Annotated in this window: 23 protein-coding genes; 10 read left to right on the forward strand and 13 right to left on the reverse strand. The window is 53.5% G+C overall.

What is annotated here, in order from left to right; genetic code table 11:
• Positions 1–18 precede the first annotated feature (18 nt).
• Entirely contained in the window at positions 19–837 is an 819-nt protein-coding gene (gene folP / locus MVK60_RS09460) for a dihydropteroate synthase (RefSeq protein ID WP_297438772.1), read from the forward strand.
• On the opposite strand, the gene MVK60_RS09465 is transcribed toward folP, so the two are convergent.
• The 3 genes from MVK60_RS09465 to sppA are packed head-to-tail and all read right to left on the reverse strand — an operon-like array spanning position 815 to position 3291.
• Positions 815–1822, reverse strand: coding sequence for an AI-2E family transporter (locus MVK60_RS09465; RefSeq protein WP_297438773.1), 1008 nt, complete (start codon positions 1820–1822; stop codon positions 815–817). The two genes, folP and MVK60_RS09465, sit on opposite strands and share 23 nt — an antisense overlap.
• A complete protein-coding gene (locus tag MVK60_RS09470) occupies positions 1812–2291 on the reverse strand; it encodes a PH1570 family protein (protein ID WP_297438776.1) in 480 nt (159 codons plus the stop codon). The genes MVK60_RS09465 and MVK60_RS09470 overlap by 11 nt, the downstream gene beginning before the upstream one ends.
• A 4-nt stretch (positions 2292–2295) precedes the next feature.
• Positions 2296–3291, reverse strand: coding sequence for a signal peptide peptidase SppA (gene sppA, locus MVK60_RS09475; RefSeq protein ID WP_297438777.1), 996 nt, complete (start codon positions 3289–3291; stop codon positions 2296–2298).
• Positions 3292–3385: 94 nt separating this feature from the next.
• Between sppA and MVK60_RS09480 the strand changes: the two genes are divergently transcribed.
• Positions 3386–4192, forward strand: coding sequence for a sugar phosphate isomerase/epimerase (locus MVK60_RS09480; protein ID WP_297438907.1), 807 nt, complete (start codon positions 3386–3388; stop codon positions 4190–4192).
• A 23-nt stretch (positions 4193–4215) separates the two neighbouring features.
• Here MVK60_RS09480 and MVK60_RS09485 read toward each other — a convergent pair whose 3' ends face one another.
• Genes MVK60_RS09485 through MVK60_RS09500 form a run of 4 tightly spaced genes read right to left on the reverse strand, consistent with a single transcriptional unit; the run spans position 4216 to position 6160 of the window.
• Complete coding sequence (locus MVK60_RS09485; RefSeq protein ID WP_297438909.1) at positions 4216–4602, reverse strand: ribonuclease III family protein; 387 nt, start codon at positions 4600–4602, stop codon at positions 4216–4218.
• 46 nt (positions 4603–4648) lie between these two features.
• Positions 4649–4936, reverse strand: a complete 288-nt coding sequence (locus MVK60_RS09490) for a DNA-directed RNA polymerase subunit L (protein ID WP_297438779.1) — start codon at positions 4934–4936, stop codon at positions 4649–4651.
• Positions 4926–5567, reverse strand: coding sequence for a DUF2067 family protein (locus MVK60_RS09495; protein WP_297438781.1), 642 nt, complete (start codon positions 5565–5567; stop codon positions 4926–4928). Before MVK60_RS09495 ends, MVK60_RS09490 begins: the two co-directional genes overlap by 11 nt.
• A gap of 2 nt (positions 5568–5569) precedes the next feature.
• Complete coding sequence (locus MVK60_RS09500) at positions 5570–6160, reverse strand: exosome complex RNA-binding protein Csl4 (RefSeq protein ID WP_297438783.1); 591 nt, start codon at positions 6158–6160, stop codon at positions 5570–5572.
• A gap of 105 nt (positions 6161–6265) precedes the next feature.
• Here MVK60_RS09500 and MVK60_RS09505 point away from each other — a divergent pair, with 105 nt between their 5' ends.
• From MVK60_RS09505 to MVK60_RS09515, 3 genes are all read left to right on the forward strand, one after another.
• A complete protein-coding gene (locus tag MVK60_RS09505; protein WP_297438785.1) occupies positions 6266–6913 on the forward strand; it encodes a DUF432 domain-containing protein in 648 nt (215 codons plus the stop codon).
• Positions 6910–8007 (forward strand): mechanosensitive ion channel family protein, encoded by a 1098-nt coding sequence (locus MVK60_RS09510; protein WP_297438787.1) that lies wholly within the window; start codon positions 6910–6912, stop codon positions 8005–8007. The genes MVK60_RS09505 and MVK60_RS09510 overlap by 4 nt, the downstream gene beginning before the upstream one ends.
• Positions 8008–8098: 91 nt before the next feature.
• A complete protein-coding gene (locus MVK60_RS09515) occupies positions 8099–9979 on the forward strand; it encodes a threonine--tRNA ligase (RefSeq protein WP_297438789.1) in 1881 nt (626 codons plus the stop codon).
• Here MVK60_RS09515 and MVK60_RS09520 read toward each other — a convergent pair.
• From MVK60_RS09520 to MVK60_RS09535, 4 genes are all read right to left on the reverse strand, one after another.
• Positions 9969–10700: a hypothetical protein gene (locus MVK60_RS09520; RefSeq protein ID WP_297438791.1), complete on the reverse strand. Its 732-nt coding sequence runs from the start codon at positions 10698–10700 to the stop codon at positions 9969–9971. The genes MVK60_RS09515 and MVK60_RS09520 overlap by 11 nt on opposite strands.
• A 29-nt stretch (positions 10701–10729) precedes the next feature.
• Positions 10730–11398, reverse strand: coding sequence for a TBP-interacting protein (locus tag MVK60_RS09525; RefSeq protein WP_297438793.1), 669 nt, complete (start codon positions 11396–11398; stop codon positions 10730–10732).
• A gap of 75 nt (positions 11399–11473) precedes the next feature.
• Positions 11474–12268 (reverse strand): polyprenyl diphosphate synthase, encoded by a 795-nt coding sequence (gene uppS / locus MVK60_RS09530; RefSeq protein ID WP_297438911.1) that lies wholly within the window; start codon positions 12266–12268, stop codon positions 11474–11476.
• A gap of 10 nt (positions 12269–12278) precedes the next feature.
• A complete protein-coding gene (locus MVK60_RS09535; protein ID WP_297438913.1) occupies positions 12279–12800 on the reverse strand; it encodes a gamma carbonic anhydrase family protein in 522 nt (173 codons plus the stop codon).
• Between the two features lie 71 nt (positions 12801–12871).
• Between MVK60_RS09535 and hjc the strand changes: the two genes are divergently transcribed.
• From hjc to MVK60_RS09560, 5 genes are all read left to right on the forward strand, one after another.
• A complete protein-coding gene (hjc, locus tag MVK60_RS09540; protein ID WP_297438795.1) occupies positions 12872–13273 on the forward strand; it encodes a Holliday junction resolvase Hjc in 402 nt (133 codons plus the stop codon).
• Positions 13263–14834: a hypothetical protein gene (locus MVK60_RS09545; RefSeq protein WP_297438797.1), complete on the forward strand. Its 1572-nt coding sequence runs from the start codon at positions 13263–13265 to the stop codon at positions 14832–14834. The genes hjc and MVK60_RS09545 overlap by 11 nt, the downstream gene beginning before the upstream one ends.
• Positions 14835–14960: 126 nt before the next feature.
• Complete coding sequence (locus MVK60_RS09550) at positions 14961–15998, forward strand: lysyl aminopeptidase (RefSeq protein WP_297438799.1); 1038 nt, start codon at positions 14961–14963, stop codon at positions 15996–15998.
• A 320-nt stretch (positions 15999–16318) separates the two neighbouring features.
• Positions 16319–16873 (forward strand): class IV adenylate cyclase, encoded by a 555-nt coding sequence (cyaB, locus tag MVK60_RS09555; RefSeq protein ID WP_297438801.1) that lies wholly within the window; start codon positions 16319–16321, stop codon positions 16871–16873.
• Entirely contained in the window at positions 16857–17669 is an 813-nt protein-coding gene (locus MVK60_RS09560) for a hypothetical protein (RefSeq protein ID WP_297438803.1), read from the forward strand. The genes cyaB and MVK60_RS09560 overlap by 17 nt, the downstream gene beginning before the upstream one ends.
• On the opposite strand, the gene MVK60_RS09565 is transcribed toward MVK60_RS09560, so the two are convergent.
• Both MVK60_RS09565 and MVK60_RS09570 read right to left on the reverse strand, forming a co-directional pair.
• Positions 17629–18480 carry an energy-coupling factor ABC transporter ATP-binding protein gene (locus MVK60_RS09565; RefSeq protein WP_297438805.1) on the reverse strand — a complete coding sequence of 284 codons (852 nt, stop codon included), beginning with the start codon at positions 18478–18480 and terminating at the stop codon, positions 17629–17631. The genes MVK60_RS09560 and MVK60_RS09565 overlap by 41 nt on opposite strands.
• A complete protein-coding gene (locus tag MVK60_RS09570) occupies positions 18477–19958 on the reverse strand; it encodes a TrkH family potassium uptake protein (RefSeq protein ID WP_297438807.1) in 1482 nt (493 codons plus the stop codon). Before MVK60_RS09570 ends, MVK60_RS09565 begins: the two co-directional genes overlap by 4 nt.
• Positions 19959–19982: the final 24 nt, after the last annotated feature.

Raw genomic sequence — 19982 nt, forward strand, 5'->3', positions numbered from 1 at the left:
AGTACGGAGGTGGTAACGATGAAGTTCGCGGGCGTTGGTCTTGAAAGGCCCAGGATAATGGGGGTCATCAACGTCTCTCCGGAGAGTTTTTATAAGGACAGCGTTGCTGGGGACGAGGAAGCGCTTATAGGGATGGCCACGAAAATGGTGGCAGATGGGGCAGCCTTCATAGATGTGGGGGCGAAATCGACGGCCCCGTACCTGGAAACGCAGATTCCAGTTGAGGAGGAAAAAAGGAGGGCTCTCTGGGCCGTCAGAACCATTCGCGAGCACGTTGATGTGCCGATAAGCATAGATACAACCAGCGCGGAGGTGGCTGAAGAGGCCATAAAAGCCGGTGCGGACATCATAAACGATGTAACGGGCCTCAAAGGAGACCGTAGAATGGGAGAGATAGCAGGGGAGTACGGGACCCCCATAATTGTCTGCGCCCATGGTGATGTCAGCAACCTCAGTAACCCCCTGCACACGGTCACTGACCTGCTCAAAGAGAGCATCGCCATAGCCGAGAGGCACGGAGTGGAAGAGGTCGTGGTTGACCCCGCAGTAGGGTTCCTGAGGCCGGAGTGGCCGCCGTGGTACGAGTGGGATTCCAGCATAATAGCGAACCTGAACCTACTGAAAGTCCTCGGCAGACCGATACTCGTGGGTGTTTCCAGAAAATCCTTCATAGGAGCAATAACGGGCAGAGGGAATCCAACGGAGCGGTTGCCCGGAAGTCTCGCGGCCACGGCGATAGCCGTTATCAACGGAGCGAGTATAGTGCGCACCCATGACGTGAGGGAAACCATCGATGCCATCAGGGTGGCTTCATTCATACGCGGCTTCCGACCCTAGCCCCCTTCCTGGTCTCCTTCCACTCCTCCAGCAGAGTCGCCATAAGACCCAAGACGACGGGCCCTATTATGATCCCCACTATTCCAAAGGCCATCAACCCCCCTAGTATACCTATGAAGGATATCATGGCACTTATCCCTCGCTCCCTCATGCTGACCTTTGGACGCAAGACCATGTCCGGAACGGGGGAAACGAAGACGAGCCCGTAGAGGGTTAAGAGGAGAGCCTTTACGATTCCTCCTCCGTTTAGGAGGTACACAACACCGCCCAGCCACGTTATCCATCCTCCCACCACCGGGAGCAACTCAAGGAGAACGGTGAAAATACCGAGGGCTATAGCCTCCCCTATCGTGACGATGTGAAGGGCAAAGAATCCGAGGGTGACGGCCACCCCCTTCAGGACACTGATCGTCAGCCAGCTCCGAAGGAGGTCGTTCAGCGTTTTTTCGGTTTTCTCCATGAGTTTAACGGCCAGTTCTCTGTTCTCTGAAGGGAGCAGGGAATAGATCTCGTCCTGTATGGACCTCGCGTTTACAAGGATCCCGTAAAAAACGAATATCATAACCAAAGCCTGGAAGGAGAGTTTGGGCAGGGAATAGGTGTACCCCAGTATGTAACCCTCAAAACGCTGTGATATGCTTTCACTGAGCTTGTTGATCAGCTCAGATAGGGCAGGGGGCAAGTTAAGTGAGATAAGCCAGTTGAAGACCGCGTTCAGGTAGTAAACAAGGGACTGCTTGACATCGCTCATCCAGACAGCAAAACCGATTATGAAGAGGAAAGTCATCAAGGTGACCACAGCGGTTAGAATGAATGCAGAAGCCCTGATCCCTATACGAGTGGAGAGCCTCCTATGAAGGGGGTACAGGATATAGACCAGCGTCGCAGCTATGATTATTGGGGATAGAACTGGACTGAGGGTTTTCCAGACCAGGTACAGTATAACCACCGAAACCGCGAGCCAGACTATGGCTTCAATCTTCATCTGCCATCCCCAAGTACTTAAGTATCAGACTGCGTGCCGAGGGCTTGTTAAAGGTGATGAACAACCCGTCCTCCCTGAGAATGAAGTTCCTACCAAGGGCGAGCAGACCCCTTTTAGTCCTGTGAACCTCGGCCCCATCTATCCTGACTAGGGACCTCACATCTTCGGGAGCGTGGCTCTCAAGAACGGCGTTCTCAAGCCTTTTCATGATGGAGGGGTTCATGAACTTTACGGGATTCGGACGGAACTTCTCAGCCTTTATCTCCCGGGGCTCCATGTAGATTCCCCAGAACTCCTTTGCACACTCAAAAGGGTAAACGTACCCCTTACCATATTCTGGCAGGTACAGCTCCCGGAGTACAGCCAGCAGGACCCTCCGCGTGTCTTTACCATAGAACTCTATTCGGAGGTGGAGCTTGCCGTCTTCAAAGCCGTTCTCAAAGATTTCAAGCTTCTCCTCACAGAGCAACCTCTCACCTCCTGATGTAAGTGTTCAGATACCTAGGATCGAGGAAAAGGACTTCGCTACCGTACACCCCAAAGTTTTCCGGCTTCGGGCCGCTGTAGACCACCACCCTGGCGTTCGTGACGTTTAGCATACCCTCCAGGGTCCTTATGGCGGTGTCCATGTCCCCTGTACTGTCCACAAGCGTTCCGGTTACGTTGACGGCAAACCACGTCCGTCCGGTCGCGTATTTCCGGGTCTCGTTAATCGTCATGTTCCTCCCCGTGCTCACTGCGGTCAGGAAGGCTTCGAAATATGTATCGACCATATTGGTTATCATTCTGCGCTCTTCAGGTGTGAGGGCACGCCACTCCGCCCCCATATCCTTATATTTACCTGTTTTGAATACATCGACCTTGATACCGTTCTGCGCGTAGTTCTTCTCCATGTCATAGTGAACGTAGATAACCCCTATGCTCCCAACTTCCGCCAGTGGGTCCGCTATTATCCTGTCTGAGGCCACTGCTACATAATATCCTCCGGAAGCCGCCATGCCCCCTGTGTAGGCAACTACGGGTTTAATCAGATCAAGTTTTCTGACCGCGGTGTATATATCCCTCACGGCACCGACCTCTCCACCGGGGCTCTCTATCCAGAGGATCACACCACCGATGGAGCTGTTATCCGCTATCCTCCTGAGAACCGGAACCAAGTAAAGGGCGGTGTAATCATCGATCAAACCGAACAGGGGAACAACCGCTATCGTAGTATTTGATGGGGTGCCATTGGTGGTGAACCTTTTGAGAAAATCAATCTGACCCTTCAGCTCGCTTATCTCGCTAAGGAGCTCGGTGTTGTTGCAGCTCACGTTCTCAACCTGTACCTGGGACACACTCGTCACGTTGGCGGGCGTATATCCCCTAAGACTGGAGTTCTGCATGTAGAGCAGAACCGCCGAAACACTCATCATGGCAAGCAGAAGGACCAGTATCAGTGAGACGTACTTCCAAAGGTTCTCCCTCATTCCCTCACCCGCCATATATTTTTGGATGGAACTTTTAAATCTGCCCCTCGCTAAGCTTTTATATTATCCATCCCACTCTTTCATGGGTGGTAACATGGAGATCGGGGTAACTATTTATCCGCATTTCGTAACGAAGGACAAGACCCTCGCATCGACCCTCGCCGATGTCAAGATAAAGAATTATGATTTTGTCTCGATATTCCCTCATACCCTCGGCGTCATCATGAACGGGAGGGTCATAGAGAAAAAGCTCCGCACGCTTGAGACGACCCTCCGCGGTGTGGGAATTGATTACATCGTTCGGATGCCTACCTCTGTAAACCTGCGTGATCACATTTATTACACGAGGCACTTCCGGGTGGCACGGGCGGTGGCGGACGTCGCCATAAAACTCGGCGCAAAGGTAATCGTCATGCAGAGTGGTAAGACCGGGAGGCTTGATCTAGAAATAGAGGCTATACAGCAACTTGCCGATATGGTCAAGCCCTTTGGAGTGAATATAGCCCTAGAAAACACGTACAGCGTTAAGGACACGTTATACGTCGTGGACAGCGTCGCCAGTCAGAACGTTGGCTTTGCACTGGACGTCGCCCACGCTTTCCTGAGCGCTCAGGGAGATGCAGATAAGCTTCTGGAGGACGTTAAGCTCGGAACGGACAAGACGGTCATTCTGATGATACACGACAACTTTGGAAAGCTCTTCCCACAGGTGGAACCGGAGGACGCACTGGCCTACGGAGTTGGAGACCTCCACCTAATGCCGGGGGAAGGAAGCATACCATTTGGCAAGGTCTTAAAGCTCTTTGGAGACGTCCCACTGCTTTTAAAGGTAAAACACAGCAGCAAATTCGCCAAGATACCGAACAAACACGGACTCATTGAGCTTTTGACGAGTCTGTGATTGATGAATGGCGTCGAGGATATCTAGATCTCTATCCTCCTCTTTATCTCACTGTAGAGAACCGCCAGTGCCCTTCCGATAACCTCCTTATTCCTCGTGAAGTGAGTGACATCGTCGTTCAGGTTCTCGAGGATTATCTCAACGGCCTCTTCAATCGTTATCTTTCCCTCAAGCCATGCGTATGCAATCACGGCCTCAGCGATATCTCCCCTGCCGTGTTTGTCTGTTCTGGGTGGTACGAGCCCCCTCAACCCGGAGAGCTCAAGCGCAATTGCCAGCGACGCGTTTGGGACGCGTTCCCCCGTTGGTCTACCGAGGTACTCGCTCAAGGCCAGTGAGTACATAAGGTTCACGAGGGAATCCCCCAGTTTTGAGAGCCCTTTGTCCCTGAAGTCCCGTCTGTATTCAATCGTCATTTCCCGTTCTCCTGTAGAATCGTAAAAAGAGAACAGGGGATCAAGATTCAGTTACCGCCCTCCAGGCCTCAAGGGCAGCCCTTGCACGGTCGAATATCCTCTGAGCAGCCTCCTCCAGCGCAGCCTCAGGGGTCACCTTGCCGTCGGTGACGACCCGGAACTTCGGCCTTCTCGCCATGAGGACCGGGTGCTCGATGGTGTAGCCGGCGAAGGTAACGTGTTTGTTCTCGTGGAGAACCTCATTAAGAATGTTCGCGAAGGTGTGATCCTCTCCTTCAAGGTAAAACTCAAGCTCGTTCTTTTCACGCCTGACAACATCAATCTTCATGTTCCTCACCCTTTCCGCTCTTTAAACGGTTCAGCAGCAGCTCCATTGCCTGCTCCTTGTTCTTGATAAGTTCATATTTAAACTTATCCTCCTTCCACTCGGCCAGTGTCAGCCCAACCAGCATGTCGAGGACCTCTTCCGGCTCCATCCCCTTGGCCACGGAGACAGGAAGGATGACCTCACGTATCTGTTTGGTTGTCCGGTAGGACAGGTCCGCAAGGTATTCGCCGAGTTTGCCAACGACCTCCTTAAGCCCATCAAAAGGCAGAGACGTCACCAGCTCACCCTCCCTCACCTCGGCATGTTCCCCGAGCAGTTCCAGGGTCTTTAGCAGGACCGGGAGGGAAACACTGGTCCCACATTCTCTGAACAGATCATCAACGTTGTACCGGTAAAAACCCCGTCTGTCCGGGTACAGCTTCGCCCTGATCCGCTTGTGGATCTCCTTTATCCTGTAGGTCGCCTCCCGTATCTCGTTCTTGGTTCCCTGAACGTTGATCTTCAGGTCGTTAAGCCTTCCATGGACGTAGATGAAGGCGGGCAGACGAAGCTTCTGTAGCTCCCTGAAAAACTCCTCCTTCTCCCGCTCATCCCGAACGTGGATAACCACTACTTTCTTGGCCCTCGCCATTCTCACACCTTCAGCTTCCTGTAGAAGGACGAGAGCTTCCTTGTCTCCACGTGCCCGCACTTGGGACATATAAGTTTATCGCCCCTTCGGATCAGCGGGGACCTGCACCGAGTGCAAAGAGCATAGACAACCCCCAGATCCGCTCCCTTGGTCGAAAGTTGAATGGGGCTCTTCTCATTTGAGACGACCCTCGCCCTTACTATATCCCCAATACGGAACTCGTTGAGCAGACTCTCGACGTAACCGCCCTTAACCTGAGAAACGTGAATGCCCGCGAGCTTTGAAGTGGCTATCTCCCTCTCATTTTCACGCCCCTCTATTCTGACCAGCTGCACTATCGCAGCCTGGGGTTTTACCTCTATCACCCTGCCAACAACTATGTCCCCAACCTCCGGAAGAGGCGGGGTGTCGGTTACGGCTTCAACGCTTATCTCCATCCGATTCGGGTCGATGCTGACCCTGCCCGCCCTTATTGCATAAAGCTCGCCGTTTTCTTCCTTTACACCCTCTCCTGGGAAGTACTCTTCGATAACACCGAGGTAATCGCCTGGAAGAACGAGGTCTCCATCATGTATTCTTTTCCTCTCATTCATCCTCCCACCTCTACGGGAGTTTTGGGGAAGATTTTTTAAGTCTTTGCTATCTCAGAAGCGGGTCTAAGGTAAGTCTTATATCCCCCTCCGGTAATACATTGGAACATGTTCGGTGAACACCGGCTGAAAACCCAGTTCATAAAAATCGCCGACCAAAAAATTCACCTGGTTGAGGACAGGAAGGGCCTCGTCCGATACAGGAGGGGCAACATCGAACGGCTCATAAAAGGGGATGGAGAGGTACTCAAACTGCTCCCCGCCCCTGCTGTGGGCTACGGTGTGTCCCTGCTTATGGTAAAGCTGAGGGAGAGAATAGTGGTTCCGCCGAAGGGCTCCTTCCAGGGTTTTCTAGATGTGCCGGTGGAGATAGACGTCGAGATAGGGAACCTATCCATAGACCATTTTATCGTCGGCAGGGAAAAATACGCACTCTATGGAACTATAGAGAACGGGAAGATAGCCCGATACCACGTGGGACCATTTTACGTGGATGAACCCGAGGCAATGGGCATTGCAAAGGTCATCCTCTCTAACCCAACGAAGGAATGGAAGGGCCTGGACAGGATCATTTTCCCCATAAGGGGAAGCACGATGTACTACAAGGGGAACAGGGCGTATTATCCACTCATCTTAATCACGTTGAAGGATCATTTTCCAGAGGTCAACAACACGGGGAAGGCCCCTGTTGAGGGGGCGGTTAGGGTCGGAAGCGGGGAGCCCCTGCCCAACTTCAGGATGAGGTGGGAGGGATGATCGACATAAACGCGTCGGGGAACGTAACGATCGGCTTCGGTCCAACGAACGTCACCATGAGCGTGGGGAACATAATAACGGCTATCGCTGTTTTCATCGTGGGATTCCTGATCGCAAAGGTAGTGAAGCACTACATCCTGACGCTCTCCAAGAGCACCAAATACGTGTGGGTGCTCAACGAAGACACCGCAAGGACGTTTTACAACATGATCGTTATCATCTCCGCATTCTACGCCCTTCACGTACTCGGCGTCCTGTCCTACAAAGTGAGCGGAACCTCCCTCAGCGATATCTTCACGGCGCTGACGGTCTTCTACTTCTCGTACCTACTCGCCAAGAAATCCAAAGATTACATGGTGATGAGGGCCCCGAAGGAGAAGCTTAACGAGATGCAGGTCAAAGCAAAACTCTTCTACTACACCGTAGTTACTATAGCGTTCTTTCTCGCGCTCAACATAGCTGGACTCAGTGGCAGGCTCTCAACAATCATGGCAGCCGCGGGGATAACCGGTGTCGTCCTGGGTATAGCATCCCAGGCTGTCGTGGCCAACTTCCTCGCCGGTATTGCCATGTACTTTGACAAACCGCTCAGGATAGGGGACGCGGTCAGGATAGGCAACGTTGAGGGGATAGTCCATGACATAAGGATCCTGTCAACCAGGATAAGGGCCTGGGACGGCACCCTAGTCCGTGTCCCCAATGAGAAGCTATTCAACAGTGAGATAGTGAACCTCCAGAAGTACCCTGCTAGAAGGGCCGAGCTAACACTGGGGATAGCCTACAGGGAGGACGCCCAAAGGGCCATAGATATCATAATGAAGGTTCTCGACGAAGAACCGTACGTCCTTGCAGTACCCGAGCCAAGGGCCTACGTTGAGGAGCTGGGGGATAGCGCGGTCAACATCAGGGTATGGGCCTGGGTGCCGAGTTCACTCTGGAGGGGTCAGAACCTCTTAAGGGCGGAGTACGGCCTCCTCCAGAAGATCAGGGACGCTCTCAAACGGGAAGGCATTGAAATCCCGTTCCCGCAGCGCGTCAACTGGTTCGCCGAGCCCCTCAGGATAAAGTTTACGGATGACGAACAGGAGAGCTGAGTCTCCATTCCCTTTGAACCTCCGGGGCAACTTTATAAGCTGAAGGAAAAACTTTTAGTAATTCCCGTTCAGCTAGAGGTGGTGGTTAAGGATGAGAATGCTTCTGATACACTCGGACTACCTTGAGTACGAGGTCAAGGATAAAGCCCTGAAGAACCCGGAGCCGATAGGCGAGGAACAGAAGAAAGGTAGACTCGAGGAGGTCCTGGCGGTTTTCATGAGCGTTGAGAAGGCCGACGAGACCAACCCCGACGAGATCGTCGAGAAGGCAGTTATTGAGATCAAGGACGTTGCTTCACAGGTAAAGGCCGACAGGATATTCGTTTACCCCTTCGCCCACCTGAGCAGCGAGCTGGCGAAGCCAGATGTCGCACTCAAGGTTCTCCAGAGGATCGAGGAAAGACTCAGGGAGGAGAGCTTTGAGGTAAAGCGCGCGCCCTTCGGCTACTACAAGGCCTTCAAGCTCTCCTGTAAGGGCCACCCGCTGGCCGAGCTCAGCAGGACGATAGTCCCGAACGGCGAGGCGGTTTTAAAGGAGGAGCGCAACATCGCCCTTGAGAAGGAGGAGGAGCTGAAGAGCTACTGGTACGTGCTCACGCCGGAGGGTGAGCTGGTCGAGGTCGAGAAGTTCGACTTCACCGGGCACGAGAACCTCAGGAAGTTCGCCAATTACGAGATAAGTAAGAACAGGATAGCCGACAGGGAGCCGCCGCACGTCAGGTTCATGCTCGAGCACGAGCTGGTTGATTACGAACCGGGAAGCGACGGAGGCAACCTCCGGTATTACCCCAAGGGAAGGCTCATCAAGGGTCTCCTCGAGCAGTACGTCACCGAAAAGGTCATAGAGTACGGCGCCATGGAGGTCGAGACGCCGATTATGTACGACTTCGAGCATCCGGCGCTCGAGAAGTACCTCAACCGCTTCCCGGCGAGGCAGTACGTCGTCAAGAGCGGCGACAAGAAGTTCTTCCTCCGCTTCGCTGCCTGCTTCGGCCAGTTCCTCATAAAGAAGGACGCCACGATAAGCTACCGCAACCTGCCGCTCAGGATGTACGAGCTTACCCGTTACTCCTTCAGGCGCGAGAAGAGCGGTGAGCTTTCCGGCCTCAGGAGGCTCAGGGCTTTCACGATGCCAGATATGCACACCGTCGCCAAAGACCTCAAGCAGGCCATGGACGAGTTCAAGAAGCAGTACAAACTCAGCATGGAGGTTCTTAGGGGCGTTGGGCTAACACCGGAGGACTATGAAGTAGCAATAAGGTTCACACGCGATTTCTGGGAGGAGAACAGGGACTTCGTGATCGGACTGACGAACATAATAGGCAAGCCGGTGCTCATCGAGATGTGGGACCAGAGGTTCTTCTACTTCATCCTCAAGTTCGAGTTCAACTTCGTTGACAACCTCGACAAGGCGGCTGCGCTGAGCACCGTCCAGATCGACGTCGAGAACGCGGAGCGCTTCGGCATAACCTACTACAACGAGGAGGGTAAGGAGGAGTACCCTCTCATACTCCACTGCTCACCGAGCGGAGCAATCGAGCGCGTTATGTACGCCATCCTAGAGAAGCAGGCCAAGCTCCAGGCGAAGGGCGTAAAACCGAGCTTCCCGCTCTGGCTCAGCCCGATACAGGTCCGCGTCATTCCGGTGGGCGAGGACGTCATGGACTACGCACTCTACGTTGCGGGAAAGCTTGAAGGTGCAAAGATTCGCGTTGACGTTGACGACACCAACGACAGGCTCAACAAGAAGATAAGGAAGGCCGAGAAGGAGTGGATTCCCTACATCGTCGTCGTTGGCAGGAACGAGAAGGAGCAGAACACCGTCACCGTCAGGAGAAGGAGCGGCGGAAGGCAAGTAGAGATGCAGCTCGAGGATCTCATCAAAGAGATAAAGGGTCAGATCGAGGGCTTCCCGTACAGACCGAGGCCTCTGCCGCTGCTCCTCAGCAGAAGACCCAGGTTCAGGGGCTGAGCTTTTTCACCTTCAGCTTTTCTATTCCCTCGCTTTTGGTTGTGTGGAGGGAGTACATCGCTGGCTCAAAATCCTTGTAAGGTGCCCTCAAAAGGTAAACCCTTTCCCTAATGCCGTTATCCTCAAGTTTCGAGTCAGATAAGAGCACATAGTCACTTATCCCAACAACCCAAGCCCGGAATTTGGTGGAGACAACGTCCATGTTGAGTCCTAGAATGAGGATAGAACCAGGCAGTTGGAGGCTCCTTAAAGCCAGTGTGTGGTTGAGCAGTCTCAGAGTGCTGTCCTCACCAAGAAGAAGTGCCGCCCCGTCCAGGGTGTGTATCAAACGCACGACGCAGTGCCCAGTGAGCAGCTCCCGCAGGGGGCCGTAGTATATGCGGTCAATTTTTGGATTGAGGGTCTCGGGTTCCACCTTGTCCAGGTAAAAAACGTTGTGGATGTTCTCCCGTGCCGTCTGGTACCTGGAATCGAAAGTATCGATGATGGCGAGTCTGTTCTCCTCCAGTGCCTCCCTCACGTTAAAACCAGTCACACCAACGTGCCGTACCAAGCCGGAAAACGGGAGGTTATAATTGGAGATAACACCAAAACATCCCCTATCCAGCTCCCTATTCAGAAGCATAAAGGGAATCTGCCAGGCCGACGAGTAAGAATCGTAGATGACGCTGACCACCGAACCCGGGAGGAGGGCTTCCTCAAATATGTCGACTGCCCTCATCTAACCCTCACCCCCGAGGCGTAAAGCGTTCAGCTAGAACCCGAAAAAACTTCGTTCAGGAATTCCAGGCCCTCCCCACTGAACCGACTCTTTGGAACCTCATCCCCGACACTGTCGTAAATCTTACCGTCCCGGAAGTTGATCTCAAAGACCTCATAGCGTTCCTCGCTCTTTTCGTGGTGCTTGATCCCGTGGTCTTTGAGGTGCCTCTCGAGGGAATCGATATCCACGTACTTCCCGCACTCCTCGCATTTGTAGAACTGCCACAGGATGTAGTCCCTGCCCGCGAGCATGTTGCTCTTTATGTGGTTTATGAGCGCGCCCCCGAGGTACTCGTAGAAGTCCTCCTGCACGAGCTTCCCGTCCCTCTCAACGACCTTAAACCCGCTCCACACGACGTGGTCGTTTATATCGGCAAGGGTGGCCTTGATATAGCGATATGTGAGTATGAAGGCGCCGTTGTGGACGTAAAATACGCTCTTATCCGGAACCGCTATGATGTGAATACCGCCCACGTCGTTACCGGCCAGCTTCTCGGCATGCTCCTTGTTGTCGGCGACGTCTATAACAACGTTTACGTTGCTCTTCTTATGAATCCCGAGTATGCGGTCATCCCTGAGCTCCCAGTGATAATCGTCCAGGTACCTTACCTGAGCGTACACCCTCTTTATCCGCGGGGCAAGCTCCTCGTATCTCATTGAACACCACCACTGAAGGGTTAACGACGAACTTAATAAATCTTAGCGGAAAAGTTTAAAAGGGCCCCCAAGCCCCTAACGTCCAAAACGGCGCTGCCTTCTCTGGTACTCCCGGATTATCCTCAAGAAATCTATTTTTCTGAACTCAGGGAAGTAGACATCTACAAAGAAAAGCTCACTGTACGCGATCTGATACAGAAGAAAATTGCTTATACGGATCTCGCCGCCAGTTCGTATCACTATATCAGGGTCGGGCATGCCGGGGTAGTACAGGTACCTCTTGACGAGATCCTCGTCCACGTCCTCCGGTCTCAGCCTGCCGCCCAGAACGTCTTGAACGATGTCCCTGATGGCGTCCGTTATCTCGCTCCTGCCACCGTACGCCAGTGCTATGTTAAGAGTGTAGTTGGAGTACCCCCTGGTGGCCCTCTCCGCATCCTCCGCAGCTTTTCTAACCCTATCCGGCAGAAGCTCCTTCCTCCCGAGTACGTTCACCCGCACCCCGTATTTGTGGATCCTCTCGTCATCCACCAGTTCCCTGAACTTCTGCTCAAAGAGGTTCATCAAGGCGTTAACTTCTTCAGGGGAGCGCTTAAAGTTCTCTGTGGAGAAAGCGTACACGGTGAGGGTTCCTATCCCTAGCTCACGGCACCACTCCATTATCTCCTCCAGCTTGTTGGACCCGAACAGGTGACCGTACCACGGAGGCTTCTCAAGTTTTTTGGCCCACCTCCTGTTGCCGTCCATTATTATGGCAACGTGACGGGGAAGGTTTCCGGATTTCACCTTGCCCAGGAGATAGTCCTCGTAAACATCATATAGGGGCTTAAATAGGATATGGGGGATTTTGGAGACGATCCTGTAAAACATCATCCATCACTCAGAGTTTTCTCCTCGCCGCAAGGTGCTTCTCGGCGAGCTCCATGTAAATCTCGGCGTTCCTCTTCGTCCACTCAATCTCCTCCTCGTTGAGCTGTCTAATGACTTTGCCTGGAACGCCGACAACGAGGCTGTAGTCGGGTATCTCTTTGCCCGGTGGAACAAGGGCCCCAGCACCTATAACGACGTGCCTCCCTATCCTGGCCCCGTCGAGAATTATCGCCCCCATTCCTATTATGGTGTAGTCACCGATTTGGGCGCCGTGAACGACCGCGTTGTGCCCGATGGTAACGTACCTACCAACTATGGTGGGTTGGCCATGTGATGTGTGTATACTGACGTTGTCCTGGACGTTAGAGCAGGGGCCAATGTAGATCCGCTCTATGTCCCCTCTGAGAACGGCGCTTGGCCAGACGCTCGTCTTCTCCTCAAGGACGACGTCGCCTATTATTGAAGCCAGTTCATCAACGTAAGCACTCTCGTGAATCTCGGGTTTTTTATCATCAAGCGCGTATACCGCCATGCGTATCACCGGGGGTAACTTTCCGACAGAACTTATAAACCTAACCGGACAAGATAGTGTGAGGGAAGTGAATGAGGTACAGAAGGGGCGCCAGTGCTGAACGGGAACTGATTAAAATGCTGGAAAAAAAGGGGTTTGCCGTGATCAGATCCGCCGGCAGTAAAAAGGTGGACATAATCGCGGGGAGGAGGGGACGGTACCTCTGTATAGAGGTCAAGAGCACTCACGAAGACCGGCTCTACTTCTCAAGGGAGGACTACGAAAAGCTGACCTCCTTCGCAGGACTCTTCGGTGGAAAGGCGGTTATAGCGGTCAAGTTCGTAGGTAGAGGGTGGAGGTTTTTCTATCCCGAGGACCTCTCCAACGGAGGCAAAAACTATAAGCTCGACGTCAGAGAAAAGAAATACCGGAGGTTCGAGGAGGTGATAGGCCTCCAGGCCTCCCTCGATGGGGTGATAAACCGTGAAGGTTAAGGCCGTGATAATAATCCTCCTGCTGATCCCGCTTTTCCTGCCCGGAGCGGCGGCTCAGTCACCGATCGTAATAAAGGCCCTTGCCGATAAAGTCTCCGGAAATCCAGGGGACGTTGTGAAGATTCCCTTCCAGCTCGTAAACCTCGGCAACACAAACGTCTCCAACATAACCGTGTACGTTACTGGGCCCTCAGTGGGGTTTCTCTACGAGACAAAGGTAATCCCCGGACCAATAAAACCCAACGAGAGTGTAACGGGCATCATCACAGTCCAGATATCCAACTTAAATCCCGTGAGCCCGGGCGACTACACACTGAAGCTGGTCGCCCAGAGCAACACCAGCTACTCGGAAACGGAGGTCACGCTCCACGTGGGGACGTACGTGAACTTTGATCTTTCGATAGACGTTGGAAAACGGTACATATACGGCAACAACGTCACCGCCCTCCTGAAGATAACCTCAAGGTCAAACGGCGTGGTGATAGGGCGCATAGGCTACACCCTGTACCTGAACGATACGGTTCTTCAGAGCGTTGAAACCGTGATATTCCTCCGTCCTGGAGAGAGCTGGTACAAGACCCTCAATTTGAGGAAGCCGGCCGTTGGGCACTACACCCTGCGTCTGTGGGCAAACTTCGGCGGTCACTCCAAAAGCACCACCGCCGATTTCCTCGTGTACCAGAGACGGCTAAACTATCTGGCGTACTTTGAAAACGGCGCCATCCATGTGGTGGTAACTGACAAAAACGGCAACGGCGTTGGGGGGATAACCGTCAAAGTGGCCCGTGCCGGCAGTGGAAAATCCTCAATCCTCGTCACGGCCCCGGACGGAACCGCTACGTACCCGGTGGAGACGGCAGGACTTTACCAGCTGACCATCAACCTCGATGGGAAGGTGGTCGTGGACGTGATCACCGTCCGTCAGCTGGCCCTGGACGTCAGTCAGAACGGGAAAGAACTCTGGGTTAGAGTTAGGGGACCCGAAAAACCTGTTCCTAACATAACAGTCACCGTGTCCGGTCCGCTTGGAAAAAACTACGCTGTAACAAACTCCAGTGGTGAAGCCGTTATAGACCTCACAAGCGTTGGTTACGGCAGTCTGCTTATATCGGCGGAGAGCACCCAGTACCTGAGCACTCACACGACGTTCAACGCTATACCCCCGGTCACGTCCACTCCATCGCCCACCCCAACCAGCAGCACCCCACAGCCAAAACCCAACATCACCCTATCCCCAGCGAGCCCCCGAAAAAGCGGACAAAGCGGCGTGGGGCACCTGGGTCTTCTATTGATAATCTCAGCAGTAATACTGGCCGGGACATCCTACGTGGCGTTCTTCATGCCCACGGTTCACGAAGAGGAGCTCGATCGTCATTATTTTGTAAAGGTGCGCTCCCCTCACCTTAGAGGTCTTAAGAACTTCAGGTACGAGAGGGGAATAAGCGCCGTGGAGGCCAAGGCCACCAAGGGCAAAGTCTCCATCAACGACGGAAGGGTTGTGTGGGAGATCAAGAACCTGGAGCCCGGTGAGGAAGCCTACCTGCAGATACGGCTTGGATGACCTTTCTTTTTTCAACAGAACGTCCTCGTTCAACTTTTTAGGCCGTTTCGATGAAGGCTGTGACCCAGCAAACCTTTTAAGGGTGTGACTGTACATTGAGACTGAAATCTAAAGGAGGCGAGAGCCATGGTGGATATAGAACTGCTCAAAAAAGTCGTTGAAGCCCCAGGCGTTTCTGGGTACGAGTTCCTTGGAATACGGGACGTCGTTATCGAGGCCTTAAAGGACTACGTGGACGAGGTTTATGTTGACAAGCTCGGCAACGTCATAGCCCACAAAAAGGGCAACGGACCGAAGATAATGATAGCCGCCCACATGGACAAAATAGGTGTCATGGTAAACCACATAGACAAGGAGGGTTACCTCCACCTCGTCCCCATCGGCGGTGTTGACCCAAGAACCCTCGTAGCCCAGAAAGTGCGGTTTTTCACGGAGAAGGGCGAGCGCTACGGTGTCGTTGGCCATATACCCCCACACATTCAGAAGCCAGAGGACAGGAAGAAGGCCGCGGACTGGGATACTATAGTCGTTGACGTTGGCGCCGACAGCAAGGAGGAAGCCGAAGGAATGGGCTTCCGCGTTGGAACCGTCGGAGAGTTCGCCCCGGCCTTTGTCCAGCTCAACGAGAACCGCATTGCCAGCCCATATCTGGACGACCGTATCTGCCTTTACACCCTGATAGAGGCCGCCAGGCGCGTTGAAGACCATGAAGCGGACATATACTTTGTCGCGAGCGTTCAGGAGGAAGTGGGCCTCCGCGGTGCGAGGGTCGCGAGCTACGCTATAGAACCGGAGATAGGGATAGCCATGGACGTCACCTTCGCCAAGCAGGTCGGCGACAAGGGCAAGATAGTTCCGAAGCTCGGCGGCGGACCAGTCATGGACGTCGGCCCGAACATCAACCCTAAGGTTCGCTCCTTCGCCGACGAAGTTGCTGGGAAGTACGGCATAGAGCTTCAGGTCGAGGCCAGTCCGAGACCGACTGGAACCGACGCCAATATCATGCAGATAAACCGCGAGGGAGTCGCGACCGCCGTCCTGAGCGTCCCGATACGCTACATGCACAGCCAAGTCGAGACGGCAGACCTTAGGGACGTCGAGAAGACCATTGAGTTCGCCAGACGCTTCCTCGAAGAGCTCCGCCCGATGGATCTCACCCCGTGAGTCACGTCCCAACCATAGGTTCAATCCACACAACACGTCCCTACTTTCCCCTTTTTCGCGAAAACTTTATTTTGTTTTGCTCCCAGCTTATGTTCGGTGCAGGCCGTGGACGCTGGGTACATCAACGAAAGTACCAAACTCCGGGATATAGCAACACTACGTTCTGAGGGGATCTTCCACAGATTTGGGTTGCCATATTGTTCGAACGCTCGTTGCGTGATGCACTTCTCAAACTCAGTCCTCAATACCGGCATGAAAGGGCCTTCACTACCGCGAGAGTTGTTTTAGAAGGTTAAAACGAAATATGGAGGTGTGCTCATGTGATCGAAGTGGAGATAAAAGGGTACGCAGATGATGAGGTGTTTGAAAAGGTCAGAAAGAATTTCCAGCTGATAAGAAAAGAGTATCATGAGGACACGTACTACTCCCACCCCTGCAGGGACTTCTCAAGCACGGACGAGGCCCTTAGGATAAGAATCCGACGTTTCGACGGCCATTTCGAAGCATTCCTCACTTACAAGGGACCGAAGATCGATCAGCATTCCAAGAGCCGTGTGGAGATAGAGGTCCCAGTAAACGACCCGGATAAGCACGCTGAGATACTCAGGAACCTGGGGTTCAGCGAAGTCCTGACCCTCGACAAAGTCAGAGAGAAGTACTACGTCGACAAAGGTGTTGTGATAGCGCTCGACGAGGTCTCCGGCATCGGGAAGTTCGTGGAGATCGAGACGTTCACCGAGAGGGAGGAAGAAGTGCCCCGGAAGGTATCGTTCCTCAAGGAGGTGCTGAGTGATCTAGGGGTCAAGCAGTTTGAGAGGAGGTCGTACCTGGAACTCCTGCTCGAAAAGGATGGGAACCATGGGAAAACTGGATGAGTTCTTCAAACCACTGAAACGTGAAAGGGAAAAATCGGAGATAGAGGTACTTGAGGACATAGAGGGATACCTGCGTTCAGGGGACATCACCTCCGCCATTGATGCTATCAACGACCTGGAAAAGGAAGCCAACGTGTACCTCGCACTGAGGATGGTGCTTGGGGCGATCAGAAAGAGGTTAAATACGGGGCTATCCCCGGAAGAAGCCAAGGATCTCCAGGCGATCGTCAAGGAAGTGATACCACTTATAAACGGCATATTCAACGGCAGGTTTAAGGCCATTTTACTGGCCGACCTGGCGATAATACTCTACTCACTAGACGACGAACTCAACGCTGACATAGCACTGCGCACGGCGATCAACCTCGCCGGAGAGGAAGGTGACCTTCTGAGGGACATCCTCAGGGGGTTGATACACAGCGGCCTGCTGGACAAGGCGGGCTACGCCATGAAGATGGTGAGAGAGGGGCGCAAGCTCGATGTCATTCTCTCGGAGCTGGCGGAGATGTTCTACAGGGCGGGCGATGTTAGGAGGGCCACGACGATAATCAAACACATATCAAGCCCGTTCCACAGGGCGATGGCACTGGCAAACATAGCCGAGCTTGAAGCCAGTCGTAACAGGGAAAAGGCACTTGAACTCCTGGATGCAGCCATGAAACTGGCCGAGGGCATCGATGATGATGAAACCCGTGTTGAGCTTGGGATGAAGCTGTACTCACTCCGACAGGAGGTAGAGGGGAGCGGTTTCAGTCTCAGGAGGATCTTAGCTCGGAAAGGAGCTCCTCCGGATTGATGAAAAGCCTTCTGAGCTTTCCCCTTTTCCTGAGCTCATGGGACACCTCCAGGCTTGCTGGAATCCTGACACCGAGCCTCTCCAAGAGTTCGACCTCCTCCATGACTTCAGCGGGGGTTCCTTCAAGGACCACCCTGCCCGCGTCCATCACAAGAACCCGGTCGGCGTGTCTAAGGATGTAATCGGTGTGGTGCTCCACAAGGACGATGGTTATCCCGTGCTCCCTCCTCAAAAGCGAGAGAAGGCCCAGCACTTCATTCTTGCCCAGAGGGTCAAGTTGTGAGGTTGGTTCATCCAGAACAAGTACCTGCGGCCTCATGGCGAAGGCCGCGGCTATTGCAAGCCTCTGTTTCTGGCCCCCACTCAGGTTCGGAGGGAATTCATTTTCAAGCCCTTCAAGCCCCGAGACCTTCAGTGCCCACCTGACCCGTCGCCATATTTCATTGGGATCAAGACCCAGGTTCTCTAGGCCGAAAGCAACCTCCTCCTCAACGGTCATGTTGAACAGCTGACTGTCCGGGTTTTGGAGTACAAGCCCCACTAGTGAGGAGATTCTTGAAACGGGGGCCTCCCTGGTGTCCAGCTCTTCCCCATTGATGCCCCTAACGACCACGCGTCCCTCGAATTCTCCTTTTATGGAGTTCGGGATAATACCGTTGAGGGTCAGACAGAGGGTCGATTTACCGCTACCGCTTGGACCGATCACACCCAGAAACTCGCCCTTCTTAACATTAAAGCTCACGTCTCTGAGGGCGTAATCGCTGGCTCGCCGGTATTTGAAGCTCAGGTTCTCCACGGAGATAACGTTCATCTCCTCTTCACCACCCGTGGGGCCAGGAAGAAGACGCTGAGTATGAAAACCAGTGTAGAGAATACCTCAAGCCTCCCGACCCACATGTGCATTATCAGGAGCAGCTTCATGTCCAGAGGAAGGGAAGGAGAAGTGATTCCAACGCTCAATCCAACGTTGCCTTGAGCGGAGGCGATCTCAAAGAAGGCATCCACCAGTTTAACGTGCAGACGGAGCATCGTGTAAACGGTTCCAAGGAGGAGGATCGCGAGGTACGTCATCGTAAAGCCCATGACCTCCTGGACGTCCGACTCCGTGAAGACGTAGTTGCCGACCTTTCTTTTGATGACCGCACCCTTGGGAAGTATCGCCTGCTCCAAGGTCCATTTAAGACTCTCATACATAAGGGTGATGCGGATGAGCTTTATACCGCCTGCGGTGCTTCCAGCACCCCCTCCTATGACCATCAGGATACCCAGCATGAACTTCGCGAGCTCCGGGTAGTGGGAGAGGTTCGCGATTCCAAAACCGGTACACGTTATAGCCGATACCGAATGGAACACCGCCTGTCTCAGCGCCTGGGACACCGTATCACCGGACTGAAAGAGGGAGAAGGAGATTATAGCAATGGTCGGGATCAGGAAGAGGAACATGTACCTGACCTGGATGTCATCGAAGAAAGGCTTCAGGTGTTTGTCCCTGAAAACACGGTAGTGAACCGTGAAGTTGACGGCGCCCATTATCATAAGGAATATTGTCACGGCCTCAATGGCGGTGCTGTGGAAATAGCCGATACTCTGGTCGTGACTGCTCATACCACCGGTCCCAAGACCCGTCATTGAGTGGACCACGGCATCGAAGAGGTTCATACCGTTTATGTAGTAGAGGTACACACCAAGCACCGTGAGGACGGCGTATATCGCAAATATGGCCTTGGCGGTGTTCACAAGGTTCGGGAGGATCCGCTCGGTTCTCGCCTCTGCCTTGTAAAGTCTGGCGGCCGCCACCCCTGGCCGGATGAGTATCGTGAGTGCCACAAGCACGATGCCGACCCCACCAAGCCACTGCATCCACGCCCTCCAAAACAGCAGGATATGGGGATAGCTCTCAAGATGGCTCATCATTGTCAAACCGGTTCCGGTCCATGCACTCATGCTCTCAAAATACGAGTCTATAAATGACATCTTGGCTATCTTCATGAAGGGAACGACGCTTACGGCGGATGCGGTGAGCCATACGAAGGCCGCGGATATCATCGCCTGTCGGAGGTTGACGTCCTCCACCTTGCCCATGTGTCTTGAGAGCCACGCCCCGAAGAGTATGCTTAGGACACCGGGTACCGCAAAGTAAACGGAGTACCTGATTTCATCGGGGTAGAACCACGTGAGGAGCACCGGGAACAGGTAAGCGATGCCAACACCTTGAAGTATGACACCTATCAGGTTCTTCACGACAAACAGGTCGTCCGCTATGTTGATGTACTTTCCAAGCTCCCGCATGGACCCACCGTAGGTTAAGGGTCT

It is taken from the genome of Thermococcus sp. (assembly GCF_026988555.1).
Lineage (GTDB): Archaea > Methanobacteriota_B > Thermococci > Thermococcales > Thermococcaceae > Thermococcus.